Consider the following 15,622-nt stretch of genomic DNA (forward strand, 5'->3'; position numbering starts at 1 on the left):
AGGGGGATCTTCAACGATTTTGGTTTTATACAAAGATGTGTGTACACCGTAGCCAGCTTGGGAGAGGGACTTTGAATTTGGCTCCCCTTCTCCCAAAATTGGGAGAAGGGGTTGGGGGATGAGGGCGAATTTTGCATTTGTGCAAGAGGGCTATTAGTTAATCGTAAGTGCGCCCCTCATAACTGACAACATTTAAGTTGCATGTTGAAACAGAATTCACTAAGCCAGCATCTAGCAGGTTCCCGTATTCGGGACGTAGTTGCAAAATACAGTTGTTGGCTGTAAATAATATTGGCTGTTTGGTGGTACAATATTTTCGTATTCATGAAACCAAAGGCTGCTTGATTAACTTGCCGGGTTAAGTTGACAAGCGTAACAGCTAGTATCAGCCGCATTTGCCTCTAGTGAAACTAATCACTTAGTGGTTTTTCTTTGCGAGTCGCTAGAGCATCTACCGAGTGAATTTTGTTGTGTTCCCGATTGTCTGCCCGAAATTAACTTTAAATGTAGTTAAATTTCCGAAAAACTATTGCGTCTTCTAACTACTTCTGTAGTTTAGATAGCAATTTATAACTTTGGGTTGCTGATAGCAATATATTCTGAGTATGATGTATTATGCGTCCGCTTTCCCAGGTTTTTAATTAACGCCTCACGTTTACCATCATGAGGGTTTGCGCTGTTATATTTAGTGTGTAACCTAGCTTATTTGCTGTGTACTAGCGATCGCTAGTACGATCCCCGATAGCCTAGTTATCTAACTCTTGTTCGCCAGCGTCATTCCCCAAACTATATCCTAAATATTCCTTAACCAAGACTTATTTTTGGTGTGTTTGGGTATAGGAACATTATATATCGTGTAGTAATTACTGAGTTCTCAGCATATTTACTATACTCGCATATTTTCGCAAAAAAATATTCCGTACCTAATTAAGAAAAGGTGTAGACAATGATACTTAATTTTTGTAAACCTCTGCAAACTTTGAAGATATTATTTCGTCATTAGTTTTAGTTTCTTGTTATACATATAACTACCACCTGCCCCATTGCTGTTGATGTATTGCTTCTTACATAGCAATTGCCCCCTCTAGAGAGTCTACAAATGCTTAAACCCCTTTTGCTGTCAGGATGGTTCCGCACCCAACCATTTCTCAATTATGTTGTCGTTGCGATCCTAATTGCACCATTATTAGGAGCATCGGCTCACTCGATCCCAGTAAGATCCGAAGTACATAAACTAACTTCGATGCCTGGAGAATCTGACTCTGTATCAAAGGAAATAGCTGTAGTTGGGGAACCTGAGATAGCTGAAACATTAAAAACAGATCAAATCGAATCGATAACAGAAGAATTTGACTCTGCGCCAACACAAAGTACTGCTGTTCAGGAACCGCAAGTATTACCAGAAAATAAAATTGAGTCTTCAATTGAAGTAGATAATTATCTCTCAAGCAGCGATTTAGATTTAAGTGATGTAACTGTTCCCGATTCTTTGGCAGCAGTTGAACTCGCACCATCAACAGATGTTCCTGTTAGTCAACTTAATTTAGTACGCAAACTTAAAGCTGCTAATGTCAAGTCTTTGAGAGGACAAGAAAATTATCTCTCTAGAGAAAAGTCTTTTACTGAATCATTGACAGCAACTCAAGTAGCACCAGCTATTAGAGAATCTCAATCAACCACAACGACGGAAATACCTGTTGTGGAAACAGCTAATGAGTCCCAAGCAGAACAAATAGATCCCATCGGTAGTCCTCATCCGATTCCTTGGAAATGGATTACAGCAACTCAAGAAGCTGTTGCTGCTAATGGTGGTTCTGGAGTGCGTCACTATCGCAGCGTACCGGTGATTTCTCCAGATGGTAAATATGCTGTTTATAGCCGAGTGCAACTGGAGGTAAAACCCCAAATGTACAACAGCCGTGTCACCAGTGTGATGTTTGTCCAGGATATGCACACTAAGAAATTGTGGGTGATGGCTTCAACGACTCCAGTTAGCGATCCTTTATTAAAGGTAAAGGCTGTAAAGGGAGAGTCTTCAGAAGAAAATGATCCGAGTGGAAAGATTGGGGTATTAGTTCCAGTTAGCTGGTCAGAAAAAGGCGATCGCTTCTTAGCACGCAAGTTTGATGGTATATTTAACACGGGTGATTCTACAGATAGTGCAGTGATTTGGGATCGGCAAAAAAATCACGCTAACACAGTTGCTCCTGTGAGTGAGGAAGAACATGAGAAAATTGCCGTATTGTTAGGCTGGAGTAAAAGCCAACCAGATCGCGTGTTATTCCGTGCAGGGGAATTGGGCGAGGAAAACTGGCCATTAATGCAAGTTGCTAATGATGGCAAGACTATCACTACAACAGACAACGACCGACCGATTACTTTTGGTAAAAAGGTAACAGAAATTTGGGCAGGCCCACAAGTTGCCTACCGATAGATTATAAAAAACCCTAAATACTCCCGTTGTCAGCAGTGACGACAACGGGATTTTTTTATCCCTGTTTTCGGAGAGTAACAGAGGTTGGATATCTTGAATTTTTACTGTTTTGGTGAGACAAATTCATATTTTATAGAACTAGCCCTTTCAAGGTGAGTGAAAATTTTGCTCAAAAAATTCCTCTTTAATCTCTTAACTCTGTGTTCTCTGCGTCTCTGTGGTTAAATAAATTACTTTTAAACCGCAGAGACACAGAGAGCGCAGAGAGAAAAACAGAGATTTTACGAGTCACCTTGAAAGGGCTAGTCCTATTTTCAATCAGCAATATAATATCTGCCAAACCATCTATAAAAAGTAGTTTGTAGTGGGGACTTAAGTCCTGACTACGAACGAACAATTTAACTACATCATAAATAGAAATACTTAAAATTAAAGCTAGAGAGGCTTATCACCTCTTTCCCACTCAGGTATAGCACCCTTCACCCGGCGGATGGGCAAGTTGGCGATTAAAGCTGTGGTACGTTGGTTGCTTTCTAAGGAGAACTCCAAGCCCTCTGTCTCAATTTCTACATAGCGACAGACTACATCTAGGATTTCCTTCCGCATTTTTTCCAACGTTTGAGGATCTAAGTCAGCGCGATCGTGAGCAATCACCAATTGCAGGCGACGTTTAACTTGAGTTCGACTGCTATCAGGGCCGCGAAAAAAAAGTTTTTCTAGAAGTTCAATCATTACGAATAGGTCTGGGGCGGAGACTGGAAAGGTAAGTTAAACAATCTTTGTCCACAACAACCTTCGTAGGCGGGCGAAGATGCTGTCTTGGGACGAGTCGATCTCCAGAAATTCGACACTTTCCCCTTCTAATCTACGAGCAATGTTCTCAAAGGCTGTGGCAGCTAAAGAGGGATTTTCTGCTAACACTAAGGGTTCGCCGCGATTGGTAGATACAATAACACGCTCGTCGTCAGGGATTACCCCGATCAGGGGAATGGCGAGAAGTTCCTGAACATCTTGCACTGACATCATATCATTTGCCTGCACCATTGCGGGTCTGATGCGGTTAATTATTAAATGAACACGCTTGATACCTTGTGCTTCTAGTAACCCTACTACCCGATCGGCATCGCGAACTGAGGAAATTTCTGGTGTGCTGACAACTAGCGCTTCTTTGGCCGGGCCGATCGCATTTTTAAACCCATTTTCAATCCCGGCAGGGCTATCAATAATCACATACTGATATTTTTGTGCTAGTGCATTCACCAATAACTTCATCTGTTCGGGTGTGACTGCATCTTTAGAGCGATTTTGGGCTGCCGGCAGGAGTACGAGATTGGGTTGGCGTTTATCTTTCACCAAGGCTTGTTCTAATCGACACTCTCTGGCTAAAACTTCTACCGCAGTATAAACGATGCGGTTTTCCAGCCCTAAGAGCAAATCCAAATTTCTCAGACCAAAATCCGCATCAACCAAAGCAACTTGACGCCCCATTTTGGCTAAAGCCATACCCAAATTTGCTGAAACTGTGGTTTTACCCACTCCTCCTTTACCGGAGGTAATCACAATAATGCGAGTCATGATAGAAATGCGGTCAATGAGGGTTCAGGAAATATAAAACAGTAAATTGCAGTATAAAGTATGAAGTATCGTATCAAGTATGAAGAAATATCTGTTCTCCCTGATGAGGGTGAGGCATGAATATTTGTTTTATTTCATCTTTACTTATATACTTCATTCTTTAAGTAAATATTTATGGTTCTTGATTGCTCTTGGTGAATTGGTTTCTGGAAAAATCAGTCGCCCTAGCGATACGAATTCCTTGGGGCGTAATATGTGCCACCTCTGGAGAAAACTGCATTGGCGGTTTTTCTGGTGCTCTAGCTACAGCATCTGCAATCCGCAGTTGGGTTGGTTCCATTTGCAAGGCCATAATCAGACACTCACTATTGCCTCCAGCCCCAGCATGAGCGATTCCACGCAGACGACCCCAGATAATAATATCTCCATCTGCAATTACAATACCACCTGGATTTAAATCTCCCAAGAGAATTACTGTCCCAGGATGACGAATTTCTACTCCAGAGCGGACTGTCATTTCTAAATAGAGGGCATCTTCTTGGGGGATCGCTGTAGCTGTCGGCTCGGTACTCAGGGAAGTTACGGGCTGTAATTGTTCTACAGAATACCCTGAAGTTACAGCAGCGATCGCAGTTTGCCGCCGACTCGTCGAAACAGATATCAGTCGCAGTTGCACTTCACTCAAAGCCTCGGCGAGTTCTTGGAGTTGTCTGGTATCTACCAAACGGTCTTGTGCCATTAAATGCACAGGTGTATTAGATACCCGGAAGCGATCGCCTGCACTCAGGCGTTGCCTAATTTGTTGCCAAATATCAGACCAAGTAAGTTCTGAGGCAGATACTTGAGATTCTGAGGGCAAAATTAATAACAGTCGTCCCTCCTTACTTTTTAACTGGACTTGACTATTGTCATTTACACGATGCCCTGGTAATGCTAACTCATCAGGATTTAAGTCAGTCAGGATAAAATCCGATCCGGCATCAGGATTTGCCTCTACATCTGGGTCAGCAGGATTTGACTCTACATCTCCAAGAACAGTATTTGATTTTAGATAAAGGAGAACAGATTTTAACTCAGCATCCGGGAGGATAGAATCTGACTCTACATCAGAAACAGTAGGATTTACCTCTACCTCAGAAAGGATAGAGTTTGATTCTGCATTAGGAAGTGCAGAATTTGACTTTAGATTGGGAATCGCAGAATCAGAAGTCATGCAGTACTAGCCAAAAGACAACAGATTTTCAATTTTGGGTCGCACCTTTGGTGCGCTGACAGCGCAACTGGGATTTTGGATTTGTGTCACTCACAAGGGGTGTTGGCGTAGCGGGATATTAGTCCGACATTAACCAAAAGACTCTTTAATCTAAAATCGTTCGACTGAGCGTAGCCGTACCCCGCAGGAGTTGCAAGCTACGCGTAGCGTTCCGCAGGAAAGTCTAAAATCTCAAATTGGCATCGTCAACCTCTGATAAACTGTCCCCAAGGCATCAGCATCGCCGACATTACCTGGAAACAGCACCACAGGCAAATCAGGAAATTGGGGATGATCGGATGACGTTAACACCATTGAACAACCAGCTAAAATTTGACCGAGTAAACGGGCTGAAGTTAAAGCTAGTCCAGTACTCAAGACATCGTTTGAAGTAATGCCACCCTTGCTGATTAAGAATCCTATATCAGATGGTAAACCGCGCACAATATCCATTAATAAACTTGAAACTTTTTCCCCAAACTCCAATCGTGTCTTGACATCTTGAAAATTTAGTTCCTGACGGCTAGTATAAACCACTGGTGTTTTGCCAGCTTTGTGTGCCGCCCGTGTACTTTCTTGGATTTCAGTTAGTAATGTCGCAGATTGATTTGCATCATCAAGTAATCGCGCCACATTCACTTCGATGCCCACAGTTCCTTCTACTTGCAACAGCGCCTCTAATTGCTGGGTAGTCTTTTTCACATGAGAACCAACAATCACCGCACCTGGTTTGCCTTGGCGCACGTACTGCGCCATGTTTTCAGCAGCAATGGGTTGGGGTGGTAAAGCAGCTAAAGCCGTTAAAATACTTGCTGCACTGCGAAACAGAAAGCGTTTGCCTTGACTTGCAGCTGCTAATATATCTACTGCAAAGCGGTTGAGATCGGCTTGAGTTTCACCATCTACAACAGCGCACTGATTACCATTAAATTGTAACAATCGTTCCAAACTACCAGCGCGAATATCGGCCAGGAGAAACCTTTCTACAACTTCGGCACTAATTCGTCCTTGAGTCTTTTCTTCGACGTACTTGGGTAAGTAACTGTGATGGTAGCTGAAGACGGAATCACGGGCAAATTCGGTTTCATGTACTGGGGTGGTTACACCGTCAATAATTAAGTAATGCACGCTGTCGAGGGTGATGCGTCCCCCCTCAAAAAATGCTGGTACGAGAAAATGAGCATCAAAGGGGCCAAGTTCTTGTGTGATCGCATCTGTTTCAATGGGATAATGTCCCCGCAAAGTAGAATCAGAACGGCTGACAATTAGAAAATCGTCGATTCCTTCAGCCTTCAAAGCGATTTTGAGGTTATGGCAAACTTCTTTGATGACAAATGCAGCTGACTCTGGCGTTAGCGCTCTAGTATTAGTCAGCACAAAGAAAATCGGTGAATCATCCTGCAACCCACGGCGTAAAGTTTCCACATCCCAGTGCATTAGCAGCAAGCAGCTGTGGACTGTTTGAGAACCTGTAGGGTCATCATCCAGGACAATTATTTTGGGTTTGTTGCTCATTTAAGTCAACGGGGCGATTGTTTTCTGGGAAAGTGTTGGGCGACTAGAAGTCACTACTACATGAGTAAAGTCCACCTCCGTGAACTAATTCAAAATCAAGGGTTTTCTAACCTGTCGAGGCAGGTAAATTCTCGTGTAACCACTTTTACAAACATTCTCTTAGCCTTTCTGCAATTTTCTGATTTCTGCTTGCACATCGATCGCAATTTGCAATGATTGATTTAGCAATTGAGCATATTCGCCTGCTTGACTACTAACTTGTAAAGCTCGCAGGCTGGGTAAATTATTAACAAATAGCTCTTGATTATTTGCAAGCAATTTTTTATTATCTCGCAAAATTCGTTCCGTTTTCAGAGCGCGGACTAAATCTTCTCGAATCAGTTGCAAGGCGGAGGTTACTTTATCTCGGTCATGGATACTGCTTTCTACGTTTCCTGATGCTGCTAATTGGTCATTAATATCTATAGCAGCAACCAGATCGTGATATTTATCAACTTCGTCTAAAAGTATTGTCAGTCCTTCAGGACAGGTTAATTGTCGCCATAGCCATCGTCCCACTAATATCGGCATTGGCACTAAAATTAGTAAAAGAATTCCTAGTCGAACTGAAGAACCAATTGTTGGCAGAATAATAAACGCATAAACAAAGCCCACAATTATTGGCGTTAGCGCCAGCGTCACCAGCATTTCACCGATCAAAAACCCTAATCGCTTTTTGCCATCTCGCAAAACCGAGGGCCGAAAAACGTCTTCTGGATCGAACCCAGTCAAACGTCTCAGTTCCCCCTTACTAATTTCCAAGCCTATTAAGTCCGGCTGCACGTCTGCATACTCCTATGGAAACCCAAGTTGCGTATTCATTTTAATCGGGTTTACCGTGATGATTGTGGTTATATTCAGGAAACCAGTTTTCATCTAAGATTTGTTCTAAAGAGCCAATGGGTATAGCAGGAAATATGTCAATGGCAAGTTGAGAGCGATCGCTTGCTTCTTTCCTTGCGTTTTGATAACATTCATCAAATATTTCTAAGATGTAAGGCTTAAGACTAGGACTATCTTTAAGTTCATCCTTAATCTCTCTACGGAATGTCCTGATTTCACCTTTCCAATGCCCTTCATTTCGCTCCCGTTCCACATTCCAGTATGTGAGCTTAAGCAGATGTTCAAAAAGTCGAATTAACAAACTTTTCACCGTTCGCTTCTGGCCCCTGCCCATATCTTCCAACTCTTCAATTAAGTTATCTAAATCCACAGATGAAAACTGACTAGTGCGAAGTTGGTTGATGGTTGTCCTGAGCCAAAGGTAATAATCTTGGTCGTATAAAGTCTGAGTTATTGGTTGTATTTCGATCGCCATACACTTGTTAGACTCCGATAATTTGTATTAAATACAGTGTATTTTCTACACCAATTATGCTTCAGATTGTAAATATTCAGAATTGCCTCCAATTTCTCACAAAAATAAAAATACTCCCTGTTACACCATCATAATAAAGAGAGTTGAGTTGTTGGCTGATTGACTACATAAGTGACTGGTCTATTAATTTTTCTCACTGTACCTTCATTCACAGCCTTATTTAACCAATCCTGCATTTGAGATAGTCTAACATTCAAACATTCCGCCAAAGATTTTGCATCTTTTGGTTGCTGTAAATGATTCAAGATGATAGGTAAAACAGCTTGATAAATATCTTGTGGGTAAATATCCAAAACAGTCTCTTGAGGTCTTTTTTCTACAGTTTGTACTGGTTCAACCCAAGAAACCGCGGTTTTGCTGGAGTAACTCTTCAATAGCTTCCCACTGTCCAGGGCGAAAATCGGCTGTGGAGTTATCAAGCGCTTGACGCAGAAGCAATAATCCCTGTTCCTGAAGGTTAGTTGTCATAAATACTAAGTAAATAAGTGTCATTTCTGTTGTAACATCAAATACAAGCAGAACTTAGTTGTGTTCAAGACCTATATAACTAAAGGTTTCAGAGCTAATTTGTAACTTAAGTAAAGTACTTGTCTTGTAAGGGTTTTAGGAATTTAAGTTAATAAAGCACTTATTTGCTGAAACTCAGACTTAGTAACGAGTTGAGTATCCTTAAGATTTTCTTTACGAATCATCTCTCAGCGTCAGCTTTGGTGTTTCAACAAAAATCGAGAAAGTCTAGCTAAGGTGCAAGAGCAATTTAGTAGTCTACAGTGTGGGAATCTTCAACTGGTGTTCGAGGTTTGGGTTGTAGCCTTGGGCTATTAATGGTAAATACTCGGCATCCATCATGCTGAGGTTATGAATTTCAGTCAAGGTGCAATACCGAAAATATTCCTTAAGTCTAAATTAAAGCTTACTCAAAGAATGAGGTTTTCATTTCCCAAGTCATTGAGAATATACGAGTTCCCATTCATTAACCTCCAAATATCAGTCTGATAAATCGATTATTACTGAGGTAAAAATGGCTAAAACTAAAGCTAAATCAACAGACATTCTTTCATTAATTGAAGCAGAGCATCGCCAAGTTGAGAAACTTTTTGCAGAAGCAGAAAAAGTTAAGGGTGCAAAGTTGGTTGAGCAATTCAATCAAATCTATATAGAATTGATCTTACATGCAAGAACTGAAGAATTAATCTTCTATCCAGCTTTGCGAGAATACGAAGAAACTGAACAATATGTTGAAGAAGCTGAAGAAGAACATGAAGAAATTTCAGTTATTTTAGAAGAAATTAAGGCGCTTAAGCCTACTCAACCTGAGTTTAAAGAAAAAATGAGCGAATTAAAGGAAACACTTGAGCATCATGTAGAACAAGAAGAAAGCGAAATTTTTAATGCTGTGCGCGAATGTATGAGCGATCGAGAACTAACTGAATTGGGACAGGAGTTTCAAGAAACTAAATCTAAGTTGGTGTCAAATGTAGAAGCTGCATTAGCAATGTAGTAATGCACTTGGTTGTAAATGTTTGCATAAATAGTTCTCTAGATTTTACACGTAATTATGGCATTAAAATTACCAAAATATTCCTTCATCAAAGAGTAGAAAAATGACTGTTACAAATGGTAAGAACAAAATTCGTTACGCCGTTGTTGGTTTAGGTTGGTTTGCCCAACAAGCTGCCTTACCTTCCTTTGTTCACGCTGAAAACTCGGAATTAGTCGCACTGGTTTCAGATGACCCTACAAAAAGCGAAGAACTAAGCAAAAAGTACGGTATCAACCATACTTATTCTTACGAAGAGTATGAGGACTGTTTGGCAAGTGGCGAGGTTGATGCAGTTTATATTGCGCTACCTAATCACTTGCATTGTGATTACACTGTGCGGGCTGCTAATCAGGCAATTCATGTATTATGTGAAAAGCCAATGGCAGTTACAGAAGAAGAGTGTGAAATAATGATTCAAGCTGCCAATGACAATAATGTGAAGCTGATGATTGCCTATCGCTTACATTTAGAAGAAGCTAATTTACAAGCAGTCGAAATTTTGCGCTCAAAGCAAATTGGTGAACCACGGATTTTCAATTCGGTTTTTACCCAGGAAGTAGAAGAAGGCAATATTCGTTTACGAGATGTTACAGGTGGTGGCACGCTCTACGATATTGGCATCTACTGCATTAATGCTGCACGTTACCTCTTTCAAGATGAACCAATTGAAGTATTTGCTGTAGCTGCCAATAACGGAGAACAACGCTTCAGCGAAGTGGAAGAAATGGCTAGCGTTATATTACGTTTCCCGAATGAGCGATTGGCAACATTTACCTGTAGCTTTGGAGGGGCAAGTGTTTCAACCTATCAGATTGTAGGGACTCAAGGCGATTTACGTGTAGAACCTGCATATCCTTGGCAGGGAGAAATCAAGCATTATTTAACAATTAATGGTGAAACTCAAGAGCGTACCTTTGAGGGTCACGATCAACTAGCGGCTGAATTTACCTACTTCTCTGATTGTATTCTGCAAGATAAAGACCCAGAACCATCTGGGACGGAAGGATTGATTGATGTTAGTATCATTCAAGCGCTTTACCAGTCAATTGAAACTGGTCAACCTGTGCAGATCCAAACTCGCAATCGCCATCAACGTCCCACATCAGATCAAACTATTGAGCATCCTCCTAATGACGAGAAGCCAGACTTGATCCACGCTGCTGCACCTTCTGGCGAGTCGTAAGGTAGCTTTAAATATTTTTGACCAAATAATTCAGCTTGGTAAGACAAGTTGCTCTAAATAACTGGCCAAAGGTGGTGAGACTTGCGCCATCGTGTACTAGTCATGTTATAGCGATCGCTCAATAAAAAAAGGCAAATAGATCGCTGGCGGTTCAAGTAAAATTACTGCCGACAACGATCTATTCTGCCTCATGAACAACAAAACAAATTAAGGATAAAGACCTCTGTCAGTCAACGCTTGAGCCACTCTACCTACCCCCAGCGTGTAAGCTGCTAACCTCAAAGAAATTTGGCGCACCTCCGATTGATGAATCACCTTACGGTACGCTTGTACCATCAAATGCTCCATTTCGCGGTTGACGCGCTCCTCATCCCAAAATACGTAAGAAAGACCCTGCACCCACTCTAAATAACTGACTACTACACCGCCAGCATTCGCCAAGATGTCCGGTAGCACTGTCACACCCCGCGCCTCTAACGCCAAGTTAGCCTCAAGAGTAACCGGGCCGTTAGCTGCCTCTGCAACAATCTGCGCCTGTACCTGATTCACATTTTCTTCAGTGATTTGGTTCTCCAAAGCCGCTGGTATTAAGACATCGCAGGGTAAAGTTAATAAATCTGCATTGCTAATTGGTACAGATTGTGGGAAACCCGCAATACTCTTACGATTTTCAGCGGCGTAGACTTTTAACTTGGGAATATCAAGACCAACTTCAGAGAATATTCCCCCAGCACCAGTTGAAACAGCGATAATTTTCGCACCTGCTTCATATAGTAATTCCGCTGCGGCACAGCCGACGTTACCGAAACCCTGAATCGCTACTCGCACTCCTACCAAGGATTGACCTCGATCTGCTAACGCCTCACGGACAATAATCATCGTGCCACGTCCGGTTGCCATTTCCCGTCCCAGAGAACCACCAATAGAAAGGGGTTTCCCAGTTACAACTCCCGGTACAGCATGACCGACATTCACAGAGTAGGTGTCCATCATCCAAGCCATTTCACGCGCAGAAGTACCCATATCTGGCGCTGGAATATCTACGGAAGGCCCAATATCCTTAATCAACTCGCTGATATAACGGCGGCTGATTCGCTCTAATTCGCCAACACTGTAGCGTTTGGGATCTATAGCAATGCCACCCTTGCCACCACCGTAAGGAATACCTAACAAGGCACATTTCCAGGTCATCAACATTGCTAGAGCGGATACTTCGCGCAATGTCACAGCCGGATGGAAACGAATTCCACCCTTGTAAGGGCCTAAGACATCAGAGTGCTGTACCCGGTGTCCAGCGAGAACTTGTATTTCCCCATCATCTAGTTTCACGGGAATGGAAACCGTGACAACCTTACGCGGGTGGCTGAGAATTTCTAGCAAACCCTGATTTAAATTTAATTCTTTAGCTGCCGCTTCTAAGTAACTACAAGCTTGGTCAAAGGGGCATATATGCGCTGGAGAAGCAGGTTCTGACAGCAACGAGGATTTTGAAATCATAAATTTTCTCCTAATCACGGTATCTTTGCGAACCGGATCTCATCTGTACCTAAGCTTATCCTTTTTTTTTAGGAAAACAAGTTTTTTGTAGTTTTTGTTACAGTTTTATATTTTATATTCTGATATATGAAAATTATTCAAAAATCACCTTTCCTAAAGATGCGCAGCTGGGTGTGCCTTAATAAAAATTAATATATTATGTTGGTCAGATAGTTAAACCCACAAGTTTTTACCTTGCTAAGGCGATCGCAGCATTCTGCCCACCAAAGCCAAAACTTAAACATAATACCTGGCGAATTCTACTGAGACGTGCTGCCGTAACAATATCCAAATCAAACTCGGGTTGCTGCAATCCCACACAAGGCGGTAATATTTGATGCCTTAATGCCATGAGAGAAAAAGCTACACCTAAAGCTCCAGATGCCCCTAGTGTATGACCTGTACTTCCCTTAGTGGAACTAACTGCCACGCCTTGGGGAAACATACGCTGGATTACGATGCTCTCCATTTGGTCATTTAGCTGGGTAGCTGTGCCATGAGCATGAATGTAATCGATATCGGTTGGTAATAAACAACTACGTTCTAGACATTGTTTGATAGCTGCGATCGCACTTTTTCCTTCTGGTTCTGGTGAATTACTATGATATGCGTCGTTGGTTAAGCCAAAACCGAGAATTTCACCATACACTTTTGCTTGACGCTGCTTTGCAAACTCTGCTGATTCTAAGACAAACACAGCCGCGCCTTCACCCAACACTAAGCCTTCCCGATGCAAATCAAAGGGATAAGCCCCAGTTTTTGCCAAAGCACCCATCTGCTGAAACCCAGCTAAAGTCAAGGGTGTAATCGGTGCTTCCACTGCACCTGCGATCGCTTGTTGACATTGCCCAGTTTGGATAAGCATAGCTGCTTGGGCAATAGACCAAATTCCAGTCGCACAAGCTGCCATCGGTGCCAAAACTATCCCTGATGCACCGATTTGTCTTGCAGCTGCGATCGCGTTCATGTGAGGTAATATATCTAGCCAATTTCCAAAAGAGGAAACCGGGAAATTATTCGCGTTATACATTTGCCGCGCCAGCATTTCCCAAGACGCTTGATGAGAGCGACTCGATCCAATGACTACAGCACAATCAGCTAAAGGGGCAACTAACCCAGAATCTTGCAATGCAGAAGCTACAACCATCTGAGTTAACATTGTCAACTCAGATGGTTGTTGAGCAATCAAACCTAGAGGAATTGGTGCAAGTTGTGGAAATGGTTGATGTAACCGAATTCCAGATTTACCTGCGATTAAATTTTGCCAACTATTCTCTAAGCTTCCACCCAAAGCGGAAACTAGACCAATACCAGTAACAACAATTTTGACCAATTTAGGAGTTAGGAGTTAAAAGTGAGGAGTTAAGAGTTTTCCCTCGCCCCCCTGCTCCCCTGCCTTTTCCTACTACTGTCTTGGCGCTTTAAGATTTTCAGCACCTTGAGTGACTTTAGCGGAGTCAATGCGATCGCCTTGCTGAATTTTGTTCACGACATCAAAGCCTTGAGTGACATTGCCAAATACCGCGTAGTTACCATCCAAGAAGGCTAGATCCGCTAAAGCAAAGTAAAACTGGGCAGAAGCGGAGTCTGGTGATTGCGATCGCGCCATCGCTACTGCACCCTGTTTATGGGGCAATACGACAGCTTGAGCAGTAGCATCAAATGGTTTATTGTAAATCGGAGTATCTGAACCTTTAGCCTTAACTTCTAAAGGTATGTAACGAGCATTTCCCGTTTTTGGGTCAATATAGCTACCAGTTCCTAGTTGATCTGCTGGAACTTTTGGGTCTTTGCTTTTGGGATCGCCCCCTTGAACTACAAACGGTTGGGGTTCGCGTACAACTCGATGGAAAGCTAAACCATCGTAAACACCCTTTTGCACTAAATCTACGAAGTTGCCAGCTGTAATGGGGGCATCAGTGCCGTCTACTTCGATAGTAATCGGCGAACCTTTAACCGTCATTACCACAGTAGCCTTACCTTCGAGGCGCGGTAAATCTGTTATTCCAGGAATACTCTCACTAATAGTTTGAGATACAGAAGTTGCTTCAGTAGTTGCCTTGGTGCTTGCCTCGCTTGTAGTCGAGGTAGCAGTCGAGTTTGGAGAAGAGCTATTAGAAGCGACTTGCTGTGTTGAACATCCTCCCAACATCAAGGCACTGATAATCACAAGAGAAAGCAAAAATTGTGAAATTTTTAACCGCATTGCCTGTTACCGATTTAACCAGAGTATCTTATCGTTTTGAGGGGCATTGGGATTAGGGGAGAGGTAACAGGTAACAGGTGATAGGGAATAATCTGTACCCTGTACCCTGTACCCTGTACCCTGTAACCTCTACCCTGTACCCTGTAACCTCTACCCTAATCTCTTAAAGTCCTTCTAACGACACTCCCAAAAAGCGGGCTAACTTTGCGCCTTCTGTTTCCAACTCTGTTAAAGATAACGGTTGTCCAACCCGTGTTAAGGGTATATCTCGCCGTCCCTTAATGCGTAGATAGAGGGCGCGACGGGGGTTAAGACCTTCTTTTACGTCTATTAGTACAGATTGGACATCTTCTATGCGGCTATCAATCTGAATTTGGCGGTTTTTACCAGGAAACCCCCAGCGGAAGATTTTGATTGCGCCAGTTTCCCGATCGAATTCGTTGTAACCGCCTCCAACATCCAATACAATCACTAGCCACAGGTATGTGGCTAATAGCAAGCCAGCAGCACCATATAACCCCATCACTAATCCTTGGGGAACGAATACCAGTTGAGTGGGATCGGAAACTATGAGTAAATTAACTTTTAAATAACTGGATATTCCAGACAATAAAAAGCCGCTTGCTCCCAAGGTAACGATAGTTGCCCACCAGTAGTTACTGAACCGACGAGAACCGAGAACATTTTGGTGCAGGAGGCGATCGCCTTTGTTAATCGTTGTTGATGTCGTCATTGAACTACCATTGCCCGTGAGATACTCGCTGTAACATACTCGCACACTGAATGCTTTTGCATAGAGTGGTGGGTTCCTGTGCCAATCCGGCTATTGCTTAGGAGGCACCCAGAGCTATGTTTGAAGTCCACGGGAACCCTGCCGCAGACTATAAATTTTTCACTTTGCACCCTACAAATTTTACTGTCCCGGATAATGCTGGCTTACTTGTACTACGGGACAAACCAC

15 protein-coding genes are annotated in these 15,622 nt (G+C 42.6%); 3 read left to right on the forward strand and 12 right to left on the reverse strand.

All coding sequences use genetic code 11. The features are described 5' to 3' along the window. The first annotated feature begins 1,099 nt into the window (after window positions 1-1,099). Complete coding sequence (locus ACM0OX_RS16900; protein WP_414516270.1) at window positions 1,100-2,434, forward strand: hypothetical protein; 1,335 nt, start codon at window positions 1,100-1,102, stop codon at window positions 2,432-2,434. 435 nt (window positions 2,435-2,869) lie between these two features. Here ACM0OX_RS16900 and minE read toward each other — a convergent pair whose 3' ends face one another. The 8 genes from minE to ACM0OX_RS16940 all read right to left on the reverse strand — a co-directional run bounded on the left by minE (window position 2,870) and on the right by ACM0OX_RS16940 (window position 8,661). Beyond that, window positions 2,870-3,166, reverse strand: a complete 297-nt coding sequence (gene minE / locus ACM0OX_RS16905; RefSeq protein WP_094350996.1) for a cell division topological specificity factor MinE — start codon at window positions 3,164-3,166, stop codon at window positions 2,870-2,872. 36 nt (window positions 3,167-3,202) lie between these two features. After that, window positions 3,203-4,009: a septum site-determining protein MinD gene (minD, locus tag ACM0OX_RS16910; protein ID WP_012410009.1), complete on the reverse strand. Its 807-nt coding sequence runs from the start codon at window positions 4,007-4,009 to the stop codon at window positions 3,203-3,205. A 172-nt stretch (window positions 4,010-4,181) separates the two neighbouring features. Next, entirely contained in the window at window positions 4,182-5,222 is a 1,041-nt protein-coding gene (gene minC / locus ACM0OX_RS16915; protein ID WP_414516271.1) for a septum site-determining protein MinC, read from the reverse strand. Window positions 5,223-5,453: 231 nt separating this feature from the next. Further along, window positions 5,454-6,776, reverse strand: a complete 1,323-nt coding sequence (locus tag ACM0OX_RS16920) for a four-carbon acid sugar kinase family protein (RefSeq protein WP_414516272.1) — start codon at window positions 6,774-6,776, stop codon at window positions 5,454-5,456. A 159-nt stretch (window positions 6,777-6,935) separates the two neighbouring features. Further along, window positions 6,936-7,598: a hypothetical protein gene (locus ACM0OX_RS16925; RefSeq protein ID WP_414516273.1), complete on the reverse strand. Its 663-nt coding sequence runs from the start codon at window positions 7,596-7,598 to the stop codon at window positions 6,936-6,938. A gap of 40 nt (window positions 7,599-7,638) precedes the next feature. Further along, a complete protein-coding gene (locus tag ACM0OX_RS16930; RefSeq protein ID WP_414516274.1) occupies window positions 7,639-8,133 on the reverse strand; it encodes a DUF29 domain-containing protein in 495 nt (164 codons plus the stop codon). A gap of 128 nt (window positions 8,134-8,261) precedes the next feature. Continuing rightward, window positions 8,262-8,486, reverse strand: a complete 225-nt coding sequence (locus ACM0OX_RS16935; RefSeq protein ID WP_414516275.1) for a hypothetical protein — start codon at window positions 8,484-8,486, stop codon at window positions 8,262-8,264. Window positions 8,487-8,526: 40 nt separating this feature from the next. Next, a complete protein-coding gene (locus ACM0OX_RS16940; RefSeq protein WP_414516276.1) occupies window positions 8,527-8,661 on the reverse strand; it encodes a hypothetical protein in 135 nt (44 codons plus the stop codon). A gap of 553 nt (window positions 8,662-9,214) precedes the next feature. Between ACM0OX_RS16940 and ACM0OX_RS16945 the strand changes: the two genes are divergently transcribed. Further along, complete coding sequence (locus tag ACM0OX_RS16945) at window positions 9,215-9,694, forward strand: hemerythrin domain-containing protein (RefSeq protein WP_414516277.1); 480 nt, start codon at window positions 9,215-9,217, stop codon at window positions 9,692-9,694. Window positions 9,695-9,797: 103 nt separating this feature from the next. After that, window positions 9,798-10,919, forward strand: coding sequence for a Gfo/Idh/MocA family oxidoreductase (locus ACM0OX_RS16950; protein WP_414516278.1), 1,122 nt, complete (start codon window positions 9,798-9,800; stop codon window positions 10,917-10,919). Window positions 10,920-11,126: 207 nt separating this feature from the next. Here ACM0OX_RS16950 and ACM0OX_RS16955 read toward each other — a convergent pair whose 3' ends face one another. The 4 genes from ACM0OX_RS16955 to ACM0OX_RS16970 all read right to left on the reverse strand — a co-directional run bounded on the left by ACM0OX_RS16955 (window position 11,127) and on the right by ACM0OX_RS16970 (window position 15,394). Next, entirely contained in the window at window positions 11,127-12,416 is a 1,290-nt protein-coding gene (locus ACM0OX_RS16955) for a Glu/Leu/Phe/Val family dehydrogenase (RefSeq protein ID WP_414516279.1), read from the reverse strand. 229 nt (window positions 12,417-12,645) lie between these two features. Then, complete coding sequence (locus ACM0OX_RS16960; protein ID WP_414516280.1) at window positions 12,646-13,788, reverse strand: beta-ketoacyl-ACP synthase; 1,143 nt, start codon at window positions 13,786-13,788, stop codon at window positions 12,646-12,648. A gap of 72 nt (window positions 13,789-13,860) precedes the next feature. Beyond that, window positions 13,861-14,661 (reverse strand): peptidylprolyl isomerase, encoded by an 801-nt coding sequence (locus ACM0OX_RS16965; RefSeq protein ID WP_414516281.1) that lies wholly within the window; start codon window positions 14,659-14,661, stop codon window positions 13,861-13,863. Between the two features lie 163 nt (window positions 14,662-14,824). After that, window positions 14,825-15,394, reverse strand: a complete 570-nt coding sequence (locus ACM0OX_RS16970; RefSeq protein ID WP_414516282.1) for a photosystem I assembly protein Ycf4 — start codon at window positions 15,392-15,394, stop codon at window positions 14,825-14,827. Between the last annotated feature and the right edge of the window lie 228 nt (window positions 15,395-15,622).

This window comes from Nostoc sp. PCC 9305 (assembly GCF_963920915.1).
GTDB lineage: Bacteria > Cyanobacteriota > Cyanobacteriia > Cyanobacteriales > Nostocaceae > Nostoc.

Coding starts and splice junctions, on each gene's coding strand:
- ACM0OX_RS16930 (WP_414516274.1), bottom strand. CDS start 8,133: ATGGCGATCGAAATACAACCAATAACTCAGACTTTATACGACCAAGAT.
- minE (WP_094350996.1), bottom strand. CDS start 3,166: ATGATTGAACTTCTAGAAAAACTTTTTTTTCGCGGCCCTGATAGCAGT.
- minC (WP_414516271.1), bottom strand. CDS start 5,222: ATGACTTCTGATTCTGCGATTCCCAATCTAAAGTCAAATTCTGCACTT.
- minD (WP_012410009.1), bottom strand. CDS start 4,009: ATGACTCGCATTATTGTGATTACCTCCGGTAAAGGAGGAGTGGGTAAA.
- ACM0OX_RS16920 (WP_414516272.1), bottom strand. CDS start 6,776: ATGAGCAACAAACCCAAAATAATTGTCCTGGATGATGACCCTACAGGT.
- ACM0OX_RS16955 (WP_414516279.1), bottom strand. CDS start 12,416: ATGATTTCAAAATCCTCGTTGCTGTCAGAACCTGCTTCTCCAGCGCAT.
- ACM0OX_RS16965 (WP_414516281.1), bottom strand. CDS start 14,661: ATGCGGTTAAAAATTTCACAATTTTTGCTTTCTCTTGTGATTATCAGT.
- ACM0OX_RS16900 (WP_414516270.1), top strand. CDS start 1,100: ATGCTTAAACCCCTTTTGCTGTCAGGATGGTTCCGCACCCAACCATTT.
- ACM0OX_RS16970 (WP_414516282.1), bottom strand. CDS start 15,394: ATGACGACATCAACAACGATTAACAAAGGCGATCGCCTCCTGCACCAA.
- ACM0OX_RS16945 (WP_414516277.1), top strand. CDS start 9,215: ATGGCTAAAACTAAAGCTAAATCAACAGACATTCTTTCATTAATTGAA.
- ACM0OX_RS16940 (WP_414516276.1), bottom strand. CDS start 8,661: ATGACAACTAACCTTCAGGAACAGGGATTATTGCTTCTGCGTCAAGCG.
- ACM0OX_RS16950 (WP_414516278.1), top strand. CDS start 9,798: ATGACTGTTACAAATGGTAAGAACAAAATTCGTTACGCCGTTGTTGGT.